Origin of the sequence: Pseudomonas sp. BIC9C (assembly GCF_034541995.1) — a bacterium.
Taxonomy (GTDB): Bacteria; Pseudomonadota; Gammaproteobacteria; order Pseudomonadales; family Pseudomonadaceae; genus Aquipseudomonas; species Aquipseudomonas fluorescens_CC.
In genome coordinates, this window is record NZ_JAWDGM010000001.1 from 2047295 (window position 1) to 2068266 (window position 20972).

14 protein-coding genes, 4 pseudogenes and 1 riboswitch are annotated in these 20972 nt (G+C 60.7%); of the genes and pseudogenes, 12 read left to right on the plus strand and 6 right to left on the minus strand.

Translation table 11 applies throughout. The annotated features are described in order from the left end of the window. Positions 1–21 precede the first annotated feature (21 nt). Together epd and tkt are read right to left on the minus strand one after the other, a co-directional pair. Positions 22–1080, minus strand: coding sequence for an erythrose-4-phosphate dehydrogenase (gene epd / locus RS887_RS09545; RefSeq protein ID WP_322615151.1), 1059 nt, complete (start codon positions 1078–1080; stop codon positions 22–24). Positions 1081–1270: 190 nt separating this feature from the next. After that, entirely contained in the window at positions 1271–3268 is a 1998-nt protein-coding gene (gene tkt, locus RS887_RS09550) for a transketolase (RefSeq protein WP_322615152.1), read from the minus strand. Positions 3269–3529: 261 nt separating this feature from the next. Here tkt and RS887_RS09555 point away from each other — a divergent pair, with 261 nt between their 5' ends. The 4 genes and pseudogenes from RS887_RS09555 (at position 3530) to RS887_RS09570 (ending at position 8094) form a co-directional block, all read left to right on the plus strand. Continuing rightward, positions 3530–4525: an ArsR/SmtB family transcription factor gene (locus RS887_RS09555; RefSeq protein WP_111285470.1), complete on the plus strand. Its 996-nt coding sequence runs from the start codon at positions 3530–3532 to the stop codon at positions 4523–4525. Between the two features lie 18 nt (positions 4526–4543). Then, positions 4544–5734 (plus strand): methionine adenosyltransferase, encoded by a 1191-nt coding sequence (gene metK / locus RS887_RS09560; protein WP_057398198.1) that lies wholly within the window; start codon positions 4544–4546, stop codon positions 5732–5734. A 188-nt stretch (positions 5735–5922) separates the two neighbouring features. Continuing rightward, positions 5923–7599, plus strand: a pseudogene (ligB, locus tag RS887_RS09565) (NAD-dependent DNA ligase LigB); the annotation flags it as partial. Positions 7600–7698: 99 nt separating this feature from the next. Further along, positions 7699–8094: a DUF1090 domain-containing protein gene (locus RS887_RS09570; RefSeq protein WP_085716416.1), complete on the plus strand. Its 396-nt coding sequence runs from the start codon at positions 7699–7701 to the stop codon at positions 8092–8094. A 142-nt stretch (positions 8095–8236) separates the two neighbouring features. On the opposite strand, the gene RS887_RS09575 is transcribed toward RS887_RS09570, so the two are convergent. After that, entirely contained in the window at positions 8237–8686 is a 450-nt protein-coding gene (locus RS887_RS09575) for a c-type cytochrome (protein WP_111285464.1), read from the minus strand. Positions 8687–8814: 128 nt separating this feature from the next. Between RS887_RS09575 and RS887_RS09580 the strand changes: the two genes are divergently transcribed. Next, entirely contained in the window at positions 8815–9999 is a 1185-nt protein-coding gene (locus RS887_RS09580) for a murein transglycosylase A (RefSeq protein WP_322615153.1), read from the plus strand. Between the two features lie 117 nt (positions 10000–10116). Here the strand turns inward: RS887_RS09580 and RS887_RS09585 are convergent, their stop codons facing one another. Both RS887_RS09585 and RS887_RS09590 read right to left on the minus strand, forming a co-directional pair. Further along, the gene (locus tag RS887_RS09585) at positions 10117–10500 is read right to left on the minus strand and encodes an MAPEG family protein (protein ID WP_322615154.1); all 384 of its coding nucleotides are present in this window, start codon (positions 10498–10500) and stop codon (positions 10117–10119) included. A gap of 49 nt (positions 10501–10549) precedes the next feature. Then, the gene (locus RS887_RS09590) at positions 10550–11383 is read right to left on the minus strand and encodes an EamA family transporter (protein WP_322615155.1); all 834 of its coding nucleotides are present in this window, start codon (positions 11381–11383) and stop codon (positions 10550–10552) included. 319 nt (positions 11384–11702) lie between these two features. Between RS887_RS09590 and RS887_RS09595 the strand changes: the two are divergent. Beyond that, a pseudogene (locus tag RS887_RS09595) lies at positions 11703–12872 on the plus strand (MFS transporter). A gap of 91 nt (positions 12873–12963) precedes the next feature. Here the strand turns inward: RS887_RS09595 and RS887_RS09600 are convergent. Further along, on the minus strand, positions 12964–13368 hold the full coding sequence (locus RS887_RS09600) for an acyl-CoA thioesterase (protein WP_056853937.1): 405 nt from the start codon (positions 13366–13368) through the stop codon (positions 12964–12966). Positions 13369–13566: 198 nt separating this feature from the next. Next, positions 13567–13669, plus strand: a riboswitch (S-adenosyl-L-homocysteine riboswitch). 23 nt (positions 13670–13692) lie between these two features. Here RS887_RS09600 and ahcY point away from each other — a divergent pair. The 6 genes and pseudogenes from ahcY to RS887_RS09625 all read left to right on the plus strand — a co-directional run bounded on the left by ahcY (position 13693) and on the right by RS887_RS09625 (position 20880). Next, positions 13693–15102 (plus strand): adenosylhomocysteinase, encoded by a 1410-nt coding sequence (gene ahcY, locus RS887_RS09605; protein WP_085716412.1) that lies wholly within the window; start codon positions 13693–13695, stop codon positions 15100–15102. Positions 15103–15259: 157 nt separating this feature from the next. Next, entirely contained in the window at positions 15260–16105 is an 846-nt protein-coding gene (gene metF / locus RS887_RS09610) for a methylenetetrahydrofolate reductase [NAD(P)H] (protein WP_111285452.1), read from the plus strand. Positions 16106–16298: 193 nt separating this feature from the next. Continuing rightward, on the plus strand, positions 16299–17069 hold the full coding sequence (locus RS887_RS09615; RefSeq protein ID WP_416339942.1) for a substrate-binding periplasmic protein: 771 nt from the start codon (positions 16299–16301) through the stop codon (positions 17067–17069). Positions 17070–17095: 26 nt separating this feature from the next. Next, positions 17096–18530 (plus strand): annotated as a pseudogene (locus RS887_RS09620) (IS1182 family transposase). 171 nt (positions 18531–18701) lie between these two features. Beyond that, positions 18702–18794 (plus strand): annotated as a pseudogene (locus RS887_RS30540) (amino acid ABC transporter substrate-binding protein); the annotation flags it as partial. A gap of 223 nt (positions 18795–19017) precedes the next feature. Continuing rightward, positions 19018–20880, plus strand: coding sequence for a DEAD/DEAH box helicase (locus tag RS887_RS09625; RefSeq protein WP_322615156.1), 1863 nt, complete (start codon positions 19018–19020; stop codon positions 20878–20880). Positions 20881–20972: the final 92 nt, after the last annotated feature.

Below are 20972 nucleotides of genomic sequence, written 5' to 3' on the forward strand. Positions count from 1 at the left end.
TCGCATTTCCTGGGTAGCTGTTTAGAGAGCAGTTTTTTTGGATGAAGCTATTTGCAGATAGTGTTGCGCAACGTCCAGCATTCGGTTGGCAAAACCCCATTCGTTGTCGAACCAGGCCAGGATGTTCACCAGCCGTGGGCCGGAAACTCGGGTCTGACTGGCATCGACGATCGCCGAATGTGGGTCATGGTTGAAATCACAGCTTGCGTGGGGTAGCTCGGTGTAGGCCAGCAGGCCTTTGAGCGGGCCGCTGGTGGCGGCCTCGCGCAGGATCCGGTTGACTTCGACAGCGTCGGTCGCAGTGGCCGTTTGCATCGTGATATCGAGGCAGGACACATTAACCGTCGGCACCCGCACGGCTTTGGCCTGAATTCGTCCGGCAAGTTCCGGCAACAGGCGCTCAATACCACGCGCCAGACCGGTGGACACCGGAATCACCGACTGGAACGCCGAACGGGTGCGGCGCAGGTCTTCGTGGTGATAGGCATCGATGACGGGCTGATCGTTCATGGCCGAGTGAATGGTGGTGATCGACACGTAATCCAGGCCAATGGCCTGATTCAGCAGGCGCAACAGCGGCACGCCGCAGTTGGTGGTGCAGGACGCGTTGGACACCAGCAACTCGTCGCCGGTCAGGCAATCCTGGTTCACGCCATAGACGATGGTCGCGTCGACGTCCGTCTCGCTGGCCATCGGCTGGGAAAACAACACACGCGGGGCGCCGGCGTCGAGGAAACGCTGGCCGTCTTCGCGAGTGTGATAAGCACCGGAGCACTCGAGCACCAGATCGATGCCCAGGGATGCCCAATCGATGCCTTCGGGGGTGGCACTGCGCAGGACCTTCACGCAGTCGCCATTGATATGCAGACAATCGCCGTCGACCTTCACTTCACCGGGGAACCGGCCGTGGGTGGAGTCGAAACGTGTCAGGTATTCGATACTGGCCATGTCGGCCAGATCGTTGATCGCGACAATCTCGAACCCGGCCTTGTCGCCTCGCTCGAACAACGCACGCAAGACGCAACGACCAATCCGGCCGTAGCCGTTGAGTGCAACTTTGTAGGGACGCGGTTGAGGCATGGGGTTCTCGATAGACGCAGGCAAACGAATTCTCGTTAACAACACATCCCCCCTGTAGGAGTGAGCCTGCTCGCGATGGTGGCCCAGACAACGCGGGGATTCAGGCATCCAGCGTTATCGTTAACGACCATCGCGAGCAGGCTCGCTCCTACAGGGGGACCGCGGTGGTCATGAAACCACCGCGTCGTGCTTAGTCTTCCAGCAGCTCTTCAGCCTGACCCAGGATGTTTTCCAGGGTGAAGCCGAACTCTTCGAACAAGGCCGACGCAGGCGCCGACTCGCCGTAGGTGGTCATGCCGATCACGCGACCTTCCAGGCCGACGTACTTGTACCAGTAGTCAGCATGGGAAGCCTCAATGGCGATACGGGCGCTGACCTGCAACGGCAGGACCGATTGCTTGTAGCCGGCGTCCTGGGCGTCGAACACGCTGGTGCAAGGCATGGAAACCACGCGCACCTTGCGGCCCTGCTCGGTCAGTTTGTCGAAGGCCTGAACGGCCAGACCGACTTCCGAGCCGGTGGCGATCAGGATCAGCTCAGGCTCGCCTGCGCAGTCCTTGAGCACATAGCCGCCGCGGCTGATGTCGGCGATCTGGCCGGCATCACGGGTCTGGTGCTGCAGGTTCTGACGCGAGAAGATCAGGGCCGAAGGACCGTCCTTGCGCTCCAGTGCGTACTTCCAGCTCACCGCCGATTCAACGGCATCGGCCGGACGCCAGGTGTCGAGGTTCGGCGTGCAGCGCAGGCTGGCCAGTTGCTCGATTGGCTGGTGAGTCGGGCCGTCTTCGCCCAGACCGATGGAGTCGTGGGTGTAGACGTGGATCACACGCTGCTTCATCAGGGCCGACATGCGCACCGCATTGCGGGCGTATTCCATGAACATCAGGAAGGTCGCGCCGTAAGGTACCAGGCCGCCGTGGAGGGCAACGCCGTTCATGATCGCGGTCATGCCGAACTCGCGCACGCCGTAGTACATGTAGTTGCCGCTGGCGTCTTCGGCGGTGACACCTTTGCAACCCTTCCACAGGGTCAGGTTGGAACCGGCCAGGTCAGCCGAACCGCCAAACAGTTCTGGCAGCAACGGGCCGAATGCATTCAGGGCATTCTGGCTGGCTTTACGGCTGGCGATGGTTTCGCCTTTCGCGGCCACTTCGGCAATGTATTCATCGGCCTTGGCCGAGAAATCGAGTGGCAGATCGCCATTGAGGCGGCTCATGAACTCAATAGCCAGTGCTGGGAAAGCTGCGGAGTAAGCAGCAAAACGCTGATCCCACTCGGCTTCGACCGCGCGGCCGGCTTCTTTGGCATCCCACTCGGCATAGATGTCGGCCGGAATTTCGAACGGGCCGTGGTTCCACTTCAGCGCCGCACGGGTCAGGGCGATTTCCGCGTCACCCAGCGGGGCGCCGTGGCAATCTTCCTTGCCTTGCTTGTTCGGCGAACCGAAACCGATGGTGGTCTTGCAGCAGATCAGGGTTGGCTGCGCGCTCTTGCGGGCCGTCTCGATCGCAGTCTTGATCTCTTCCGGATCGTGACCGTCGACATTGCGGATCACTTGCCAGTTGTAGGACTCAAAACGCTTCGGCGTATCGTCGGTGAACCAGCCTTCGACTTCGCCGTCGATGGAGATGCCGTTGTCATCGTAGAAGGCGATCAGCTTGCCCAGGCCCAGGGTACCGGCCAGGGAAGCGACTTCGTGGGAAATGCCTTCCATCATGCAGCCATCACCCAGGAACACATAGGTGTGGTGGTCGACGATGTTGTGGCCAGGACGATTGAACTGCGCCGCCATGACTTTTTCAGCCAGGGCAAAACCCACGGCGTTGGCCAGGCCTTGGCCCAGTGGACCGGTGGTGGTTTCTACGCCCGGGGTGTAGCCGAGTTCCGGGTGGCCCGGGGTGCGGCTGTGCAGTTGGCGGAACTGTTTCAGGTCGTCGATCGACAGGTCGTAGCCGGTCAGGTGCAGCAGCGAGTAGATCAGCATCGAGCCGTGGCCGTTGGACAGCACGAAGCGGTCACGGTCGGCGAACGATGGATTGCTCGGGTTGTGCTTGAGGTAGTCGCGCCAAAGTACCTCGGCGATATCCGCCATACCCATTGGGGCACCGGGATGGCCGCTGTTGGCTTTTTGCACGGCATCCATGCTGAGGGCACGAATGGCGTTGGCACGCTCACGACGGCTAGGCATCGCTGTTCTCCTGGGGGCTTGAATAAAACGAAACGGAAAAAAGGCGAGCATTTTCCCTCACCGGGCCGCCTCGGGGCAATGACAGATAGTCATCTGGAGGCGTTTTTCCAATGGATAACGACGTATTAACGTGATGAAACCTTTCTGCTCCGGTTTAGTTGACTGAACCTAACGTCAGGAAGTGCCATCTATCGAGCAATATCAAAACTTTTTGATATTGCTCTTGCGATGCCATCGACCCGTGACTAGACTGCCGGCCTTATGAATTTACGCGTGCCCTCCATTCAACATGACGATTGCGATGAGCTGGCGGCCTTGTGCAAGGCTGGCGGCGATCCCCTGCGGTTGAATGTTTTGCGCGCACTGGCCAACGACTCGTTCGGCGTGCTGGAGCTGGCGCAGATCTTCGGCATCGGCCAGTCAGGCATGAGCCACCACCTCAAGGTACTGGCCCAGGCCGGCCTGGTGGCAACGCGCCGCGAAGGCAACGCGATTTTCTACCGTCGCGCCCTGCCCCATACCGAACTGCTGGGCGGTAAATTGCACGCAGCCCTGCTCGAAGAAGTGGACAACCTGACGCTGCCGAGCGACGTGCAGTCGCGCATCGCCCAGGTCCATGGGCAACGCGCGGCCGCCAGCCAGGACTTTTTCTCACGGGTAGCGGAGAAATTTCGCGCCCAGCAAGACTTGATCGCCGGCCTGCCGCAATACCGCGAAAGCGTGGTGGCCCTGCTCGACAAGTTGAGCTTTGACAAAGACGCCACGGCCATTGAAGTCGGCCCCGGTGATGGTGCATTCCTGCCTGAACTGGCGCGCCGCTTCTCGCAAGTCACGGCGCTGGACAACAGCACCGCGATGCTCGAACTGGCGCGCCAGGTCTGCGAACGCGACAAGCTGACTAACGTTAGCCTGCAATTGGCCGATGCATTGAACGGCGTCAGCCTCAAGGCCGATTGCGTGGTACTGAACATGGTGCTGCACCATTTTGCCGCGCCGGCCGATGCGCTCAAGCACATGGCCCACTTGCTGCAACCAGGCGGTAGCCTGTTAGTGACAGAGTTATGTAGCCACAACCAGAGTTGGGCCAAGGAGGCCTGCGGTGATCTCTGGCTGGGGTTTGAACAGGACGATTTGGCCCGTTGGGCCACCGCTGCGGGACTCGCTCCCGGGGAAAGCCTCTATGTAGGCTTACGCAATGGTTTCCAGATCCAGGTCCGCCATTTTCAGCGACCGGCTGGCGACACTCACCATCGGTAAATTCAGGAAAACATCGAGATGAGCGAATACTCCCTCTTCACCTCCGAGTCCGTGTCTGAAGGGCATCCGGACAAAATCGCCGACCAGATTTCCGATGCAGTGCTGGACGCCATCATTGCCCAGGACAAACACGCTCGCGTAGCGGTGGAAACCCTGGTCAAGACCGGCGTGGCCATCGTTGCAGGTGAAGTGACCACCAGCGCCTGGGTCGACCTGGAGCAGATCGTTCGTGATGTGATTTGCGATATCGGCTACACCAGCTCCGACGTAGGCTTCGACGGCGCCACTTGCGGCGTGATGAACATCATCGGCAAGCAGTCCCCTGACATCAACCAGGGCGTTGACCGTGCCAAGCCTGAAGATCAGGGCGCCGGCGACCAGGGCCTGATGTTCGGCTACGCCAGCAACGAAACCGACGTGCTGATGCCGGCACCGATCACCTTTTCGCACCAGCTTGTGCAACGTCAGGCCGAGGCCCGTAAATCCGGCCTGCTGCCTTGGCTGCGCCCGGACGCCAAGTCCCAGGTCACCTGCCGTTACGAAGGCGGCAAGGTTGTCGGTATCGACGCGGTAGTCCTGTCGACCCAGCACAACCCTGAAGTCTCGTACAAAGACCTGCGCGAAGCCGTAATGGAGCTGATCGTCAAGCACGCGCTGCCTGCCGAACTGCTGAGCAAGGACACCCAGTTCCACATCAACCCGACCGGCCAGTTCATCATTGGCGGCCCGGTGGGTGACTGCGGTCTGACCGGTCGCAAGATCATCGTCGACAGCTACGGCGGCATGGCCCGTCACGGCGGTGGCGCGTTCTCCGGTAAAGATCCATCGAAGGTTGACCGTTCGGCCGCCTACGCCGGTCGTTACGTGGCCAAGAACATCGTTGCCGCCGGCCTGGCCGAGCGCTGCGAGATTCAGGTGTCCTACGCCATCGGCGTTGCCCAACCGACTTCGATCTCGCTGAACACCTTCGGCACCGGCAAGATCAGCGATGACAAGATCATCAAGCTGGTCCGCGAAGTGTTCGACCTGCGTCCATACGCGATCACCACCATGCTCGACCTGCTGCACCCGATGTATCAGGAAACCGCTGCGTACGGCCACTTCGGTCGCACCCCGGCAACCAAGACCGTTGGCGAAGACACCTTCACCACGTTCACCTGGGAAAAAACCGACCGCGCCGACGCCCTGCGTGCTGCTGCCGGCCTGTAAGACTTCCCCGCAACACCCGAAGCCCCGCACGGTTCGCGCCCTGCGGGGCTTTTTATTGCCTTGCGTTTGGGACCGCGTGGCCGCCTTCGCGAGCACCGCCACCAGAAATACCCGGAAAAAATCCCCATCACTGCGCCATCGGATACTGACCTAGCCTTCACGCACCTCACCGAGCAAGGACGCTCAAGATGCTTCCTGACCTGCGCCTGTTTTTCGCCACTCTACTGACCTTTGCCCACCTGACCGCCAGCGCCGCCGAATGTCCGGACTGGCCATCCGAACGCGCCCTGAATGAAGTCGGCAAGCTGCAACAGCAAATCGACCTCTGGGACGAAAGCTATCACCGCCTGGGACACTCGCTGGTCGCCGATGAACTCTATGACCAGTCCCGCGCGCGACTTACTCAATGGCGCCACTGCTTCAATCTGAGTCCGTCCGCAGACCCCTTGCGCACTGCACGCGGCACACTGCCCCACCCCATTGTCCACACCGGCCTGGACAAACTGCACGATCGCCCCGCCGTCGAAAAATGGCTACGTGACCGGGTGGACGTCTGGGCCCAGCCTAAAATCGATGGCGTGGCGGTGACCCTGGTTTACCGCAACGGCCTGCTGGCCCAGGCAATCAGCCGTGGCGACGGTAAAACCGGTCAGGACTGGACGGTTCCGGCACGGCAGATTCCGGCCATCCCGCAACGCCTGTCGCAGACCCGGGACTTACTCGTGCAAGGCGAACTGTATTGGCGCCTGACCGATCATGTGCAAGCCCAGGCCGGTAGCCTCAACGCTCGCTCCACGGTGGCGGGCCTGATGGCGCGCAAGGTCTTGAGCCCCGAACAGGCCGCCGGCATCGATCTGTTTGTCTGGGATTGGCCCCAAGGGCCGGCGAGCGTGCCCGCGCGTGCCGCGGCACTGAGTGCGCTGGGCTTCCCGAGTACCACGGCATACAGCCAGCCAATCACCTCCGTGATCGAGGCCGAACGCTGGCGTGAACACTGGTATCGCTCCCCCCTGCCCTTTGCCAGCGACGGCATCGTCCTGCGCCAGAACCAGCGCCCCGCCGCCGAACGCTGGCAGGTCAGGCCGCCCTACTGGGCCATCGCCTGGAAATACCCCTTCGCCCAGGCATTGGCTGAAGTCCGCCAGGTTCACTTCAGGATCGGCCGAACCGGGCGGATCACTCCGGTACTTGAACTGACCCCGGTGACGCTCGATGACCGGCAGATCAAACGCGTCAGTGTCAGTTCGTTGCAACGCTGGCAGGCGCTGGACATACGTCCGGGTGATCAGGTCGCCATCAGCCTGGCCGGGCTGACCATTCCCAGGCTCGAAGGCGTTGTATTGCGCAGCAGTGAACGCGCCGAATTGAACGTGCCGCTGGCGACGGACTTTCATTCTTTGAGTTGCTGGCAACCGACTCCGGACTGTGAGAGCCAGTTTCTCGCGCGCCTGACCTGGCTCAGCAGCAAGCAGGGGCTGGCGCTGCCCAATGTGGGTCCGGGCACCTGGGAAAAACTTCTTGCAACAGGTCGCCTGAACGGTCTGCTGGATTGGTTGACCCTCGATGCCCAAGAGCTTGCTACCATTGACGGTTTCGGCGAGCGCAGCGCGGCTCGCCTTGCAGACAGTTTCAACCAGGCCCGGCAGCGCCCGTTCGCGCACTGGCTGAAAGCCCTCGGAATGCCGCCGACAGGTCAGGCGCATCCTGGCGATTCATGGCAGGCACTGGCGCAACGAGACATTGAACAATGGCGGGCCGAGGCTGGTATCGGGCCAGGACGCGCGGCGCAGTTGAACGCTTTTTTCCGCGATCCGCAGGTCCTGGCCTTGAGTAAAACGTTACGTGATGCCGGGATTGACGGCTTTAGCGGTCAGCCCTGCGCCCAGCGGGAACCCAAAGGGGACCGCCGGGCTCCAACAAGCCATTGCCACACCAGCCTGCTTGCTTTCCTACATGGAGCTTTTATGAAATTTCTTTCACCGCTCGCCCTGTTGACCCTTTGCAGCGTGCTGGCCACCCCGTTGATGGCGGACGAGGAAGCGCCGGGGCTGACCGGTTGCGCCGCCAAGAAGCAAGGTATCGTCAACCAGATCGAATTGGCCAAGGTCCACGGCAATGCCGACCAGCAGGCAGGCCTGGAAAAAGCCCTGAGCGAAGTCGAAGCGAACTGCACCGACGCCTCGCTGAAGAAGGAACGGGAAAACAAGGTGCTCGACGCCAGACACGAAGTCAGCAAGCGTCAGGCGGACCTCGACAAGGCCATGAGCAAAGGCGACCCCGACAAGATCAACAAGCGCAAAGACAAACTCGCCGATGCCCGCAAGGAATTGCAGGACGCACTCGATGAGCTGGATAAGTAATCACTGGTAACGAACAGAGGTCTTCGGTGTTGCCGAAGCAGCCTTCGCGAGCAAGCCCGCTCCCACAGGGGATGTGTGGTGTGGCACATATCCCCTGTGGGAGCGGGCTTGCTCGCGAAGACGTCAGACCGGGCAACGCCAGTCAATGATCCCGAAACGCCTTATGACATGCACTGCAAGCATCTTCGACTTTCTGCACCGCCGGCCCCAGATTGCTGGCCTTGTAGGGTTGAACCTGGCTGGCGATCACCAGTTCACCGGTGGCGGATTCAAGGTCACGGGCCATTGCCTGGAAGCGCGCCTGTTGCTCCCAGACATCGCGCTTGGCGCTGGTGTGATCTTCCTCGCGGACCTGCGGAAAATGTTGCCACGGCTCACGGGACAGCGCATCGAGTTTCACCGCGCCCTCGGCGAACTTCGGGCCATCGAACGGAATGCGCCCACGCAGCATGCCACCCAGGTCTTCACCCGTCTTGAGCATCTGCTTGAAAATGCTCTTGCGCTGGCCGAGCGGCGAGTTGGGGTCGACGCCGCCACAAGCGGACAACGTCAGGCAGGCCAGCAATACAACGGAAAGTCTTTTAAGAGTCATGGTGGCTTCAGGTCACGGGAAACGGCGGCCAGTATCCTCGCGTCACCGGAAAAGACCAATAGCCCTATTATCAATAAGGGTTGTTTGAGCGCATGAAGCGCTCAGGCAACCGGCAAAGGAATCACTCCATGAACAGCCGTTTCAAGGCATGGCGTCACAGCCTGGCCTGGACCCTGCCGATGGTGGCCCTGCTTGCAGGCTGCACCGGTGGCGACAATCAGCAACCGAAAACCCATGCCCTGGCCACCTACTCCAGCGCCACATGGGAAGCGCTGCCGGCGGTGTCCGACAACGACCTGGTCGCCGGCTTCGGTTCGTGGCGCAGCGCCTGCACCCGACTCAAGGCCGACCCGGTATGGGGCGGCACCTGCGCAGCGGCTGCCAACGTGCCGCAAACCGCCGGCGACATTCGCGGTTTTCTCAAGCAGAACCTCGATGTCTATGGCCTGCGCGCCGCCAACGACAACCCCAATGGCTTGATCACCGGCTACTACGAACCGGTCTATCCCGGCAGCCTGACCCAAACTGGCGCCGCCAATGTCCCGGTCTATGGCGTCCCCGAAGACATGATCGTCGTCGCCCTCGACAGCATTTACCCGGAACTCAAGGGCAAACGCCTGCGCGGTCGACTTGAAGGCCGCGTACTCAAACCGTACGACGACGCGGCAACCATCGAAAGCAAAGGGGTCAAGGCGCCGGTCGTGGCCTGGCTGACCGATCCGATGAACCTGCAATTCCTGCAAATCCAGGGTTCGGGTCGTATCCAGCTCGACAATGGTCGCCAGTTGCGCATCGCTTACGCCGATCAGAACGGCCATCCGTATCGACCGATCGGCCGCTGGCTGGTGGAACAGGGCGAGTTGAAAAAAGAAGACGTGACCATGGGTGCCATCAGCACCTGGGCCAAGGCCAATCCGACGCGAATTCCCGAACTGCTCGGCAGCAACCCCAGCTACGTGTTCTTCACCCGCAACCCGGACAGCAACGAAGGTCCGCGCGGCTCGCTGAACGTACCGTTGACCGCCGGTTACAGCGCGGCGGTGGATCGCAAGGTCATTCCGCTGGGCAGCCTGTTGTGGCTGTCTACCACCAGGCCGGACGGCACGGCCCTGGTTCGCCCCGTGGCGGCACAGGACACCGGCGGCGCCATTGCCGGCGAGGTGCGGGCGGATCTGTTCTGGGGCACGGGTGACGCGGCCGGGCAACTGGCCGGGGACATGAAACAACAGGGGCAGATCTGGATGCTTTGGCCCAAGGGTGCTGCGCTCCCGCAAGTGCCGCAAGTGGCAAATGCGGAGAAGACCAAGCCCTGAGGCGAGTGTTGACCGTTAGATAGCTTTCGCGAGCAGGCTCGCTCCCACAGAAGACATGCGCTCCAATGTGGGAGCGAGCCTGCTCGCGATGAGGCCGGTAAAAAACCTGAAGATCTTTTACACCGACACCACAAAGAAACTCACGATCAACGCCATCCCCACGAACCACACCAACGACCGCAGCGTCGCCCAGTCCGCCAGGTAGCAAATGATGTAGAGCAGGCGGCAGGTGATGAACAGCACGGCCAGCACATTGATCGTCACCAGTTCGGCATTGCCGGCCAGATGCGCCACGATCACCGCAGCGGCGAACGCCGGGATCACTTCAAAACTGTTCAGTTGCGCGGCATTCGCCCGCTTGCCGACGCCCTCCAGATTGTCGAGAAAGCTCCGAGGGTCATGATTGTCTTTGAGCCTGAACCCGCCACTGAGCTTGGCGATCCACGTGCACACATACGGCAGGAAAATCGCGATCAGAATGCACCACAGAGCCACCGTCATAACGCCGTCCTTTCTTCAGGTTATAAAGAGCCGAATTCCATCGGGGCGATCAAAACTTCATCACCAGTATGCCGATCAGTACCAGCCCGCAAGCCAGGAGTCGCGGCCGGCCGAATGGTTCTTTCAAGTAGCGCATGCCGAACAGCACCACCAGAATCACACTGATCTCGCGCAGCGCTGCGGCCTCGGCAATCGACCCCATCTGCATCGCCCACAGCACCAAAGCGTAGCTGAACAACACGCAGAACCCGACCGCCAGGCCCAGCCGCCATTGCTCGCGCCAGAACAACTTGAATGCCGGGCGCTTGCGCACCCAGGCCAGCAACGGAAACGGCCAGCCGCTCAGCAACGTGACCCAGACCAGGTAATCCAGCGGATGGGCCCAGCGCCGCAACGCCTGACCGTCGATGTAGGTGTAGCAACCGATGCACAGGCCGATCAACGCCACCACCGGCAACATCGACCACGGTAAACGCGCACCGCCGCCGCCCTGCCAGAGCAGGCACAGCATGCCGAACGGGATCAGCAGAATTCCGAAAATCTGCTGATGGGTCAGCACCTCCCCGGCAAAGATCAGTGTCAGCGCCAACACCACCAACGGTGACAGACCGCGCATCAGCGGATAAACCAGCCCGAGGTCGCCGACCCGATAGGCCTGGATCAGCAAATAGCGATAGAGCAGCTCGAATGCCGCCGATGCCAGGATCCACGGCCAGATCTCCAGCGGCGGCACGGCCAGGAACGGCAACATCAGCGCGACAAAGAGCAGCGCCACGCTGTCCATGCAGGCCACCACCAACAGCCGCTCCGCACTGAACTTGATCAGGGTATTCCACGCCGCATGCAACAGCGCCGCCACCAACACCAACGCCGTCGCAAGCACGGCCTACTCCTTTTGTTGTCTCCACGATCCCTATAGGAGCGAGCTCGCTCGCGAAAAACGTCAGGGCAACGCGTTCAAGCAGTAAGAACGCGTATTCGTTGACGTCCATCGCGAGCAAGCTCGCTCCTACAGAGAATCCGCGCAGAGAATTGATTCGCCATATGTCAGTGGCTGTTTATACTGCAAGCCGCCACGCCGCACTCAGTTGCGCACAGACTAATTCCAATAAAAATACTGCCCGGCCCGCTCTCGTCGAGAACGGTCGTCGGCCTGCGTATGCCTGATCACAGCGTCAAGACTACCGACAGAGACCTTGCGCATGCCACTCGCTTTGCTTGCCCTCGCTGTTGCCGCCTTCGGCATCGGCACCACCGAATTCGTCATCATGGGCCTGCTGCCCGACGTTGCCCGCGACCTCAGCGTGAGCATTCCCGATGCCGGCCTGCTGATCACCGGCTATGCCCTGGGCGTGGTGTTCGGCGCACCGATCCTCGCCGTCGGCACCGCTAACATGCCGCGCAAGGCCACCCTGCTGGGCATGACGCTGATGTTCATCCTCGGCAACATGCTCTGCGCGCTGGCGCCGAATTACGCCACGCTGATGGCCGCGCGAGTGATCACGGCACTGTGCCACGGCGCATTTTTCGGCATTGGTTCGGTGGTGGCCGCCGGGCTGGTAGCCCCCAACAAACGGGCTCAGGCGATTGCCATGATGTTCACCGGCCTGACCCTGGCCAACGTGCTTGGCGTGCCACTGGGCACAGCACTCGGGCAATACGCAGGTTGGCGCTCGACGTTCTGGGCGGTATCGGTGATCGGTGTGCTGGCCGCGATTGCGCAATGGGTCTGGCTGCCGAAAAACATCGCGATGGATAAGGCCAACCTGGCCAGCGAGTTCAAGGTGCTGGGCAAGGCCAACGTATTGCTGGCCCTGGGCATGAGTGTGCTGGCCTCCACCAGCCTGTTCAGTGTGTTTACGTACATCGCGCCGATCCTGCAGGACATCACCGGCGTTAGCCCCCACGGCGTCACCATCATGCTGCTGTTGTTCGGCGTTGGCTTGACCGCCGGCAGCATGCTCGGTGGTCGTCTGGCGGACAGCCGTTTACTGCCCTCGCTGGTGGGCATGGCACTGGCGGTGCTGGTGGTGCTGGCGGCATTCACGCAAACCAGCCATTCGGTGATCCCGGCGGCCATCACACTGGTGTTATGGGGAACGTTTGCCTTCGCCCTGTGCCCGATCCTGCAACTGCTGATCATCGATCAGGCCCATGAAGCTCCGAACCTGGGCTAGACCTTGAACCAGAGCGCCTTCAACCTTGGCAACGCCGCCGGGGCATGGATTGGCGGACTGGTGGTGGCCAGCGGCGCGGATCTGGCGGACTTGCCGTGGACCGGCGCCCTGGTCAGCGGGCTGACCCTGTCGACTGCACTGTTCTTCATCTATCGCCAGCGGCGCGGAGCGGCTGTGCTTGATGTGGCGGGTTGAGCATCACCGGTGGCGGGTCATTTAGCTACGACCGTTGCTACGGGTATTCCGTTCTGTAGGAGCGAGCATGCTCGCTCCTACAGGTCTTGCATCACTCGACGCTGGCGTCATCCTTGAACTGGTCCTTGACGTACTTGATCTCGGTCCGGCCGTGAGGTGCCGGCAAGCCGTCTTCACCGAGGTTCACGAACACCATTTTTTCAACGGTGAGGATGCTCTTGCGGGTGATCTTGTTGCGCACTTCACACGTCAGGGTGATCGAGGTGCGGCCGAATTCGGTAGCCGTGATGCCCAGTTCGATGATGTCGCCCTGGCGCGAGGCGCTGACGAAATTGATTTCGGAAATGTACTTGGTCACTACTCGCTGGTTGCCCAACTGGACGATGGCGTAGATCGCCGCCTCTTCGTCGATCCAGCGCAGCAGGCTACCGCCGAACAAAGTGCCGTTAGGGTTGAGGTCTTCGGGTTTTACCCATTTGCGGGTATGGAAATTCATATTCACTCCTGAGCGTCTTGCCGAATGATGGGCGGTATCTTGGCAGACCCCGGGCCAGAGCTCTATTCACCATCGACTATGGTCGCGATTACCGTTCGGACATTGGCCTGCAGAAACCCTTTGGAAGATCAGCATAGACGGCTATAATCGCCCCCGTTTCAAAACGGTAACCTCTACTGGATACCGTTTTCCCGCCACCTGTCCGAGGGGCGCTGCAGCAGGCTAGACCTGTCAGGCTCGGATGGGGCGTTGCCAGGCCTTGATCGGCCCGACACTAAACGCACAACGGCGCCCATTCGCATACATTACGAATGGAGGCTCTTCATGAGCGCTGTCAACACGCCTGCAGATTTTACCGACTACAAAGTTGCCGACATGTCCCTGGCTGCCTGGGGCCGTCGCGAAACCATCATCGCCGAATCCGAAATGCCAGCCCTGATGGGTCTGCGTCGCAAGTACTCCGAAGAGCAACCGCTCAAGGGCGCGAAGATCCTCGGCTGCATCCACATGACCATTCAGACTGCCGTGCTGATCGAAACCCTGGTTGCCCTGGGTGCCGAAGTGCGCTGGTCGTCCTGCAACATTTTCTCGACTCAGGATCAGGCCGCCGCTTCCATCGCCGCTGCCGGCATCCCGGTTTTCGCCTGGAAAGGTGAAACCGAACAAGAGTACGAGTGGTGCCTGGAGCAAACCATCCTCAAGGATGGCCAGCCATGGGACGCCAACATGATCCTTGACGACGGCGGCGACCTGACCGAGCTGCTGCACAAGAAGTACCCACAGGTGCTGGATCGCGTCCACGGCGTGACCGAAGAAACCACCACCGGCGTTCACCGCCTGCTGGACATGCTGGCCAAGGGCGAGCTGAAAATCCCGGCCATCAACGTCAACGACTCGGTGACCAAGAGCAAGAACGACAACAAGTACGGCTGCCGTCACAGCCTGAACGATGCGATCAAGCGCGGCACCGACCACCTGCTGTCCGGCAAGCAAGCGCTGGTGATCGGCTACGGCGACGTGGGCAAGGGTTCCGCTCAGTCCCTGCGTCAGGAAGGCATGATCGTTAAAGTCTCCGAAGTCGACCCGATCTGCGCCATGCAAGCCTGCATGGACGGTTTCGAAGTGGTTTCGCCGTTCATCGACGGGATCAACAACGGCACCGAAGCCAGCATCGACAAGGCACTGCTGGGCAAGATCGACCTGATCGTGACCACCACCGGCAACGTCAATGTTTGCGATTCGAACATGCTCAAAGCCCTGAAGAAGCGCGCTGTTGTCTGCAACATCGGCCACTTCGACAACGAAATCGACACCGCTTTCATGCGCAAGAACTGGGCATGGGAAGAAGTGAAGCCACAGGTTCACAAGATCCACCGTACCGGCGCTGGTGATTTCGACCCACAGAACGACGACTACCTGATCCTGCTGGCCGAAGGCCGTCTGGTTAACCTGGGCAACGCCACTGGCCACCCGAGCCGCATCATGGACGGTTCGTTCGCCAACCAGGTTCTGGCTCAGATCTTCCTGTTCGGCCAGAAGTACGCCGACCTGTCGCCAGCCCAGAAAGCCGAGCGCCTGACCGTTGAAGTACTGCCGAAGAAACTCGACGAAGAAGTGGCCCTGGAAATGGTCCGTGGCTTCGGCGGCGTGGTGACTCAACTGACCAAGACCCAGGCCGACTACATCGGTGTGACCGTCGAAGGTCCGTTCAAGCCGCACGCCTACCGCTACTGATCGGCCGGCTCTTCCTGTGTAGGAGCGAGCTTGCTCGCGATGGACGTTAACGATAACGCGTGCTGTCTGGATAAATGCGTTGTTTTTGCGTTTTTCGCGAGCTAGCTCGCTCCTACAGGGGCCAGCGTCCGCTTTACGTGTTTCCAAGGATATGACCATGTCCCAAGAACGTCGCTACAGCTTCGAGTTCTTCCCTACGAAGACCGATGCCGGGCAAGAAAAGCTGCTCGCCACTGCTCGCCAGTTGGCTGCCTACAACCCCGATTTCTTCTCCTGCACCTACGGCGCCGGCGGTTCGACCCGTGATCGCACGCTGAACACCGTGTTGCAGCTCGAAAGCGAGGTCAAAATCCCTGCCGCTCCGCACCTGTCCTGCGTTGGCGACAGCAAGGACGACCTGCGCGGTCTGCTGGCCCAGTACAAGGCCGCCGGCATCAAGCGCATCGTTGCCCTGCGCGGTGACCTGCCTTCCGGCATGGGCATGGCCAGTGGTGAAATGCGCCACGCCAATGACCTGGTTGAATTCATTCGTGAAGAAACCGGTGATCATTTCCACATCGAAGTCGCTGCCTACCCGGAAATGCATCCGCAAGCGCGTAACTTCGAAGAGGATGTCGCCAACTTCGTGCGCAAAGCCAACGCTGGCGCCGACAGTGCGATCACCCAGTACTTCTTCAACGCCGACTGCTACTTCTACTTCGTGGAACGCGTGCAGGCGTTGGGTGTGAATATCCCGATCGTGCCGGGCATCATGCCGATCACCAACTACAGCAAGCTGGCGCGCTTCTCCGATGCCTGCGGTGCGGAAATCCCGCGCTGGATCCGCAAGCAACTGGAAGCCTACGGCGACGACACCCAGAGCATTCAGCGCTTTGGCGAACAGGTCATCACCGAGATGTGCGAACAACTGCTGCAAGGCGGCGCTCCGGGGCTGCACTTCTACACGCTGAACCAGGCTGAAGCGAGCCTGGCGGTGTGGAATAACCTGAAGTTGCCGCGTTAAAAGTCGTTAAAGCAAGATCAAAAGATCGCAGCCTGCGGCAGCTCCTACAAATATATGTGTATTCCTTGTAGGAGCTGCCGCAGGCTGCGATCTTTTGCTTTCAACGCACCATTAATGTGCGGCAATCCACGGAGTTAGAGCATCTGCAGTCAGTTTCTGGCTCTTTCCGGTTTCTCGTCGTAATCTCAAGCACATGCCTTTGATCACGCAATTGACCGCCGTGCTTGTCTTCACTTGCCTGAGCTTCGCCGCCTGGGGCGAGAAGCTGCGCATTGTCACAGAGCCGTGGGCGCCTTATGTGTATGAAGACAATGGCAAATCACTGGGCCTTGACTACGAAACCACCGCCATTGTCTTCAAGCGCCTGGGCATCGAGGTGGAATGGCAGTTCCTGCCATGGAAACGCTGCCTGTCGATGCTTGAATCAGGCCAGGCCGACGGCGCGCTGGACATCTTTCACAGCGATGCGCGTGATGCCACCCTGCTCTACCCCAGCGAACCACTGTCCGAAGTCCAGTTCGTGATGTTCTACGCCAATGACCGGCCCCATCCGTTTCGCACCCTTGATGACTTGCGCGGCCTGACCATCGGCACTTCGCCGGGTTACCTGTACAGCAAGGACTTCAGTGATTCGACGCTGTTCGCCCGCGAGCCGGCGCCCACCCATGAAGCCAACTTCGGCAAATTGGTGCGCGGGCGGATTGACCTGCTGATTACCGACCACCGGGTCGGCCAGCATTTGCTCGATGAACTGGGCATCCGCGACAAGATCACCGAAAACCCCACGGTCATCAGCCAGCAAAGCCAGTTTCTCGCGGTGCGGCGCAATGCGGGCATGGACCTGCTCGTGCAGCGTTTCGGTGCCGAACTCAAACGCTTCAAGCGCGAACCCGCCTACGCCGAACTGAGTGCCCGCTATGGTGCCAGGCTGTGTGAAAACACCAGCGTTTGTCTAATCTTCTGATCGTCGAGATCGTAGCGGGGACGATCATGAAGCGATTCATTGAAGGTGAGGCTCGGACGCAAGTCACGTTGCTGCCGGAGTGCCTGGACGATTACGTTGCCGAAGAAAATCCAGTGCGTGTGATCGACGTTTTCGTTGATGAACTCGACCTGGGGGCACTTGGGTTTGAGGGTGTTGACCCTGCTGCAACGGGGCGTCCTGCCTACCATCCAGCGATCTTGCTGAAGATCTATATCTACGGCTATCTCAATCGGATTCAGTCCAGCCGCCGGCGAACGTGAGGCCGAGCGCAACGTCGAGTTGATGTGGCTGACGGGGCGTTTGGCCCCGGACTTCAAAACCATCGCCGACTTTCGCAAGGACAACGGCAAAGCCATTCGCAGCGTCTGCCGCCAGTTCGTAGTGCTTTGCCGCAACCTCGACCTCTTCTCCCAATCAATCATCGCCATCGACGGCAGCAAATTCAAAGCCGTCAATAATCGCGACCGTAACTTCACCCAGGGCAAAGTGAAGGCACGCATGCAGCAGATCGAGCAGAGCATTGACCGCTATCTGGCGGCGATGGATTCGGCGGATCGGGCAACACCCGAAGTGGCCGAGGCCAAAGCCGAGCGGCTGAAAGAAAAGATAGAAACCCTGAAACAGCAGATGCAGAAACTCAAGGACATCGAGGCGCAGCTCCACGACAGTCCAGACCAGCAGATCTCGCTTACCGATCCAGACGCACGCTCAATGGCCACGAGCGGCCGAGGTACCGGAACGGTTGGCTACAACGTACAAACAGCCGTCGACGACAAGCACCATCTGATCATTGCCCATGAGGTGACCAACGTTGGCAATGACCGGACGCAACTCAGCAATATGGCGAACCAGGCGCGTGAAGAGATCGGCGCCGAGTCGCTGACGGTGGTCGCCGACCGAGGTTATTACAAGGGTCTGGAAATCCTTGCCTGCGAGCAGGCTGGCATCACCACCTTCGTACCGAAACCCCTGACATCGGGCAGCAAAGCCGAAGGCCGATTTGGTAAGCAGGACTTCATCTACGTTGCTGCATCGGACGAGTATCGGTGCCCGGCGGGGCAGTTACTGACCCGGCGGCATTCTTCGGTGGAAGACGGCATGCTACTGCACTGTTATTGGTTCTCGGGCTGCCAGTCCTGCGCAATGCGCAAGCAATGTACGACGGGTAAGGAGCGCCGGGTAAAGCGCTGGGAACATGAAGCCGTCATCGATGCGATGCAGGTACGGCTGGAAAATGATCCAACGATGATGAGGCGTCGCCGACAGACCGTTGAACATCCTTTTGGAACGCTCAAATACTGGATGGGGAGTACCCACTTCCTGACCAAAACCCTGCCGAGGGTAAGCACCGAGATGAGCCTTCATGTGCTCGCCTACAACCTCAAGCGAATGATGAGCATCTTCGGCATCGCAGGATTGCTTGAAGCGATCAGGGCGTGAATCCAGCCGCGTGATCGGCCGTGATTGGGTGTTTGGGCCGCTGACGCGGCCCAAACAGCCTTTACGAAGGACTATGTAGCTGACCAAGGCAATACGCGCTTGCGTCTGCTGGTTTCGCAGGTAACGCCCATAGCTCTCAGCTTTCGACGTATTCAGTGCGTTTTCACACAGCCTGGTGCGGAACCGGCCGCCAGCGTGAAGACTGAAAAGGCCACGGCCGCCACGGAAAAAACCGTTGAGCAGCAGGAAAGCAGCGCACAGTGATTGCTCTGTTATACTCCGGCCTTCCCGCCAGGCTCACGCCCGGACGCTCGGAATCGTTCAAGGCATCTCAACCCCGCTACTGCGCAGCTTCACAGCCCGCGCGAGCGCTTGCAGGCGAGCCTTCGAGACCCAGCAGGACCGGACGGGATAGCGTCTTCTTAAACGCCATTCGCGCCAGGCAAGACTCCCATTGGGCCAAGCCCTAACTAAAACAGGATTTCTCATGTCCTTTGCTTCCCTCGGTCTCTCCGAGGCTTTAGTCCGCGCCATCGAGGCGGCGGGCTATACCGAGCCTACTCCGGTGCAACAGCGGGCCATTCCCGCCGTGTTGCAAGGTCGCGACCTGATGGTCGCGGCACAGACAGGTACTGGTAAAACCGGCGGTTTCGCCCTTCCGATCCTGGAGCGGTTGTTCCCTAACGGTCATCCGGACAAATCCCAGCGTCACGGCCCGCGCCAGCCGCGCGTACTGGTCCTGACCCCGACTCGCGAACTCGCCGCGCAAGTGCATGAAAGCTTCAAGGTCTATGCCCGTGACCTGAAGTTCGTCAGCGCCTGCATCTTCGGCGGTGTCGGCATGAACCCGCAGGTTCAGGCCATGGCCCGCGGCGTAGACGTGCTGGTGGCCTGCCCTGGCCGCCTGCTCGACCTGGCCGGCCAAGGCAGCGTCGATCTGTCCCACGTGGAAATCCTCGTGCTGGACGAAGCCGACCGCATGCTCGACATGGGCTTCGTCCATGACGTGAAGAAAGTGCTGGCGCGTCTGCCGGCCAAACGCCAGAACCTGTTGTTCTCGGCGACCTTCTCCAAGGACATCACCGACCTCGCCGGCAAGCTGCTGCACAACCCGGAACGCATCGAAGTCACCCCGCCGAACACCACGGTCGAGCGCATCGAACAACGCGTGTTCCGTCTGCCGGCCAGCCACAAGCGTGCCTTGCTGGCCCACCTGATCACCGCCGGCGCCTGGGAACAGGTGCTGGTGTTCACCCGCACCAAGCACGGCGCCAACCGCCTGGCCGAGTACCTGGACAAACACGGCCTGAGCGCCGTCGCGATCCACGGCAACAAGAGCCAGAACGCCCGCACCAAAGCCCTGGCCGACTTCAAGGCCGGCACCGTGCGCATCCTGGTAGCCACCGACATCGCCGCCCGCGGCCTGGACATCGACCAGTTGCCACACGTGGTCAACTTCGAACTGCCGAATGTCGATGAAGACTACGTGCACCGTATCGGTCGTACCGGCCGTGCCGGTCGTTCGGGCGAAGCGATTTCGCTGGTAGCCCCGGACGAAGAAAAACTGCTGAAAAGCATCGAACGCATGACCAAACAGAAAATCGCCGATGGCGACCTGATGGGCTTCGATGCCAGCGCCGTGGAAGCCGAAAAACCTGAAGTGCGCGAGCGTCCGGACATGCGTAACCCACGCAATCCGCGTGGCCCGCGCGGCGACGGTCCGAACGGCAGCGGTGGCGGTCGCAAGGACAAAGGCAAGGACAAGGGCAAGGAAAAACCGGCGGGTGAACGTGGCGAGCGTCCGGCCCGTCAGCAAAAACCTCGCGAAGGTACTCCGGCTCGCGAACAGCGTCCGAGCCAACCGCCACGCGCCGCCGCTGACCGTGCCCCGGACGAGTTCCTGGACGACGATATCGATAACTTCGGTAACCGCGTCGATTACGTGCCGCAGCAGAAACCCGCGCAAGGCCGTGGTCGTCGTCCAGGTGCTCCGGCACAAGGCACCGCAGCAGGTTCGGGCGCTCCACGCTCCGGCAAACCACAAGGTCGCCAGAGCGGTCCGCGCAACAGCGATGGCGCCAGCACCGGCACCCCGCCAGCCAAGCGTAACGGCCCTCGCAGTGGCGCACCGCGCGACGGCCAGGCCCGCCGCGAAGACTCGCGCAATCGCCGCCCGGCCCGTGACGACCAGTCGCGCTCCGAGCCGGCCGTGCAGAATCCGCGTGGCCCGGCACCGAAGATCATGCACAAGGAGTCGAAAGCCGACCGCTTCCCGACACCTGAGCAACTGGATCAACTGCCAAGCCGTCCTCGTGGTGAAAAACCAGCGCTGCTGACCCGCAATCGCTGAGTTATCGCCGCAATAAAAATGCCCCGATTCGAAAGAGCCGGGGCATTTTTTATGCGTCGCAAATGACCTGTAGGAGCGAGCTCGCTCGCGAT

Bases quoted from the DNA above. Each gene is read 5' to 3' on its own strand.
- RS887_RS09625 (WP_322615156.1), top strand. From the start codon at position 19,018: ATGTCCTTTGCTTCCCTCGGTCTCTCCGAGGCTTTAGTCCGCGCCATC.
- RS887_RS09570 (WP_085716416.1), top strand. From the start codon at position 7,699: ATGAAATTTCTTTCACCGCTCGCCCTGTTGACCCTTTGCAGCGTGCTG.
- ahcY (WP_085716412.1), top strand. From the start codon at position 13,693: ATGAGCGCTGTCAACACGCCTGCAGATTTTACCGACTACAAAGTTGCC.
- RS887_RS09585 (WP_322615154.1), bottom strand. From the start codon at position 10,500: ATGACGGTGGCTCTGTGGTGCATTCTGATCGCGATTTTCCTGCCGTAT.
- tkt (WP_322615152.1), bottom strand. From the start codon at position 3,268: ATGCCTAGCCGTCGTGAGCGTGCCAACGCCATTCGTGCCCTCAGCATG.
- metK (WP_057398198.1), top strand. From the start codon at position 4,544: ATGAGCGAATACTCCCTCTTCACCTCCGAGTCCGTGTCTGAAGGGCAT.
- RS887_RS09580 (WP_322615153.1), top strand. From the start codon at position 8,815: ATGAACAGCCGTTTCAAGGCATGGCGTCACAGCCTGGCCTGGACCCTG.
- RS887_RS09600 (WP_056853937.1), bottom strand. From the start codon at position 13,368: ATGAATTTCCATACCCGCAAATGGGTAAAACCCGAAGACCTCAACCCT.
- RS887_RS09615 (WP_416339942.1), top strand. From the start codon at position 16,299: ATGCCTTTGATCACGCAATTGACCGCCGTGCTTGTCTTCACTTGCCTG.
- RS887_RS09575 (WP_111285464.1), bottom strand. From the start codon at position 8,686: ATGACTCTTAAAAGACTTTCCGTTGTATTGCTGGCCTGCCTGACGTTG.
- RS887_RS09555 (WP_111285470.1), top strand. From the start codon at position 3,530: ATGAATTTACGCGTGCCCTCCATTCAACATGACGATTGCGATGAGCTG.
- metF (WP_111285452.1), top strand. From the start codon at position 15,260: ATGTCCCAAGAACGTCGCTACAGCTTCGAGTTCTTCCCTACGAAGACC.
- epd (WP_322615151.1), bottom strand. From the start codon at position 1,080: ATGCCTCAACCGCGTCCCTACAAAGTTGCACTCAACGGCTACGGCCGG.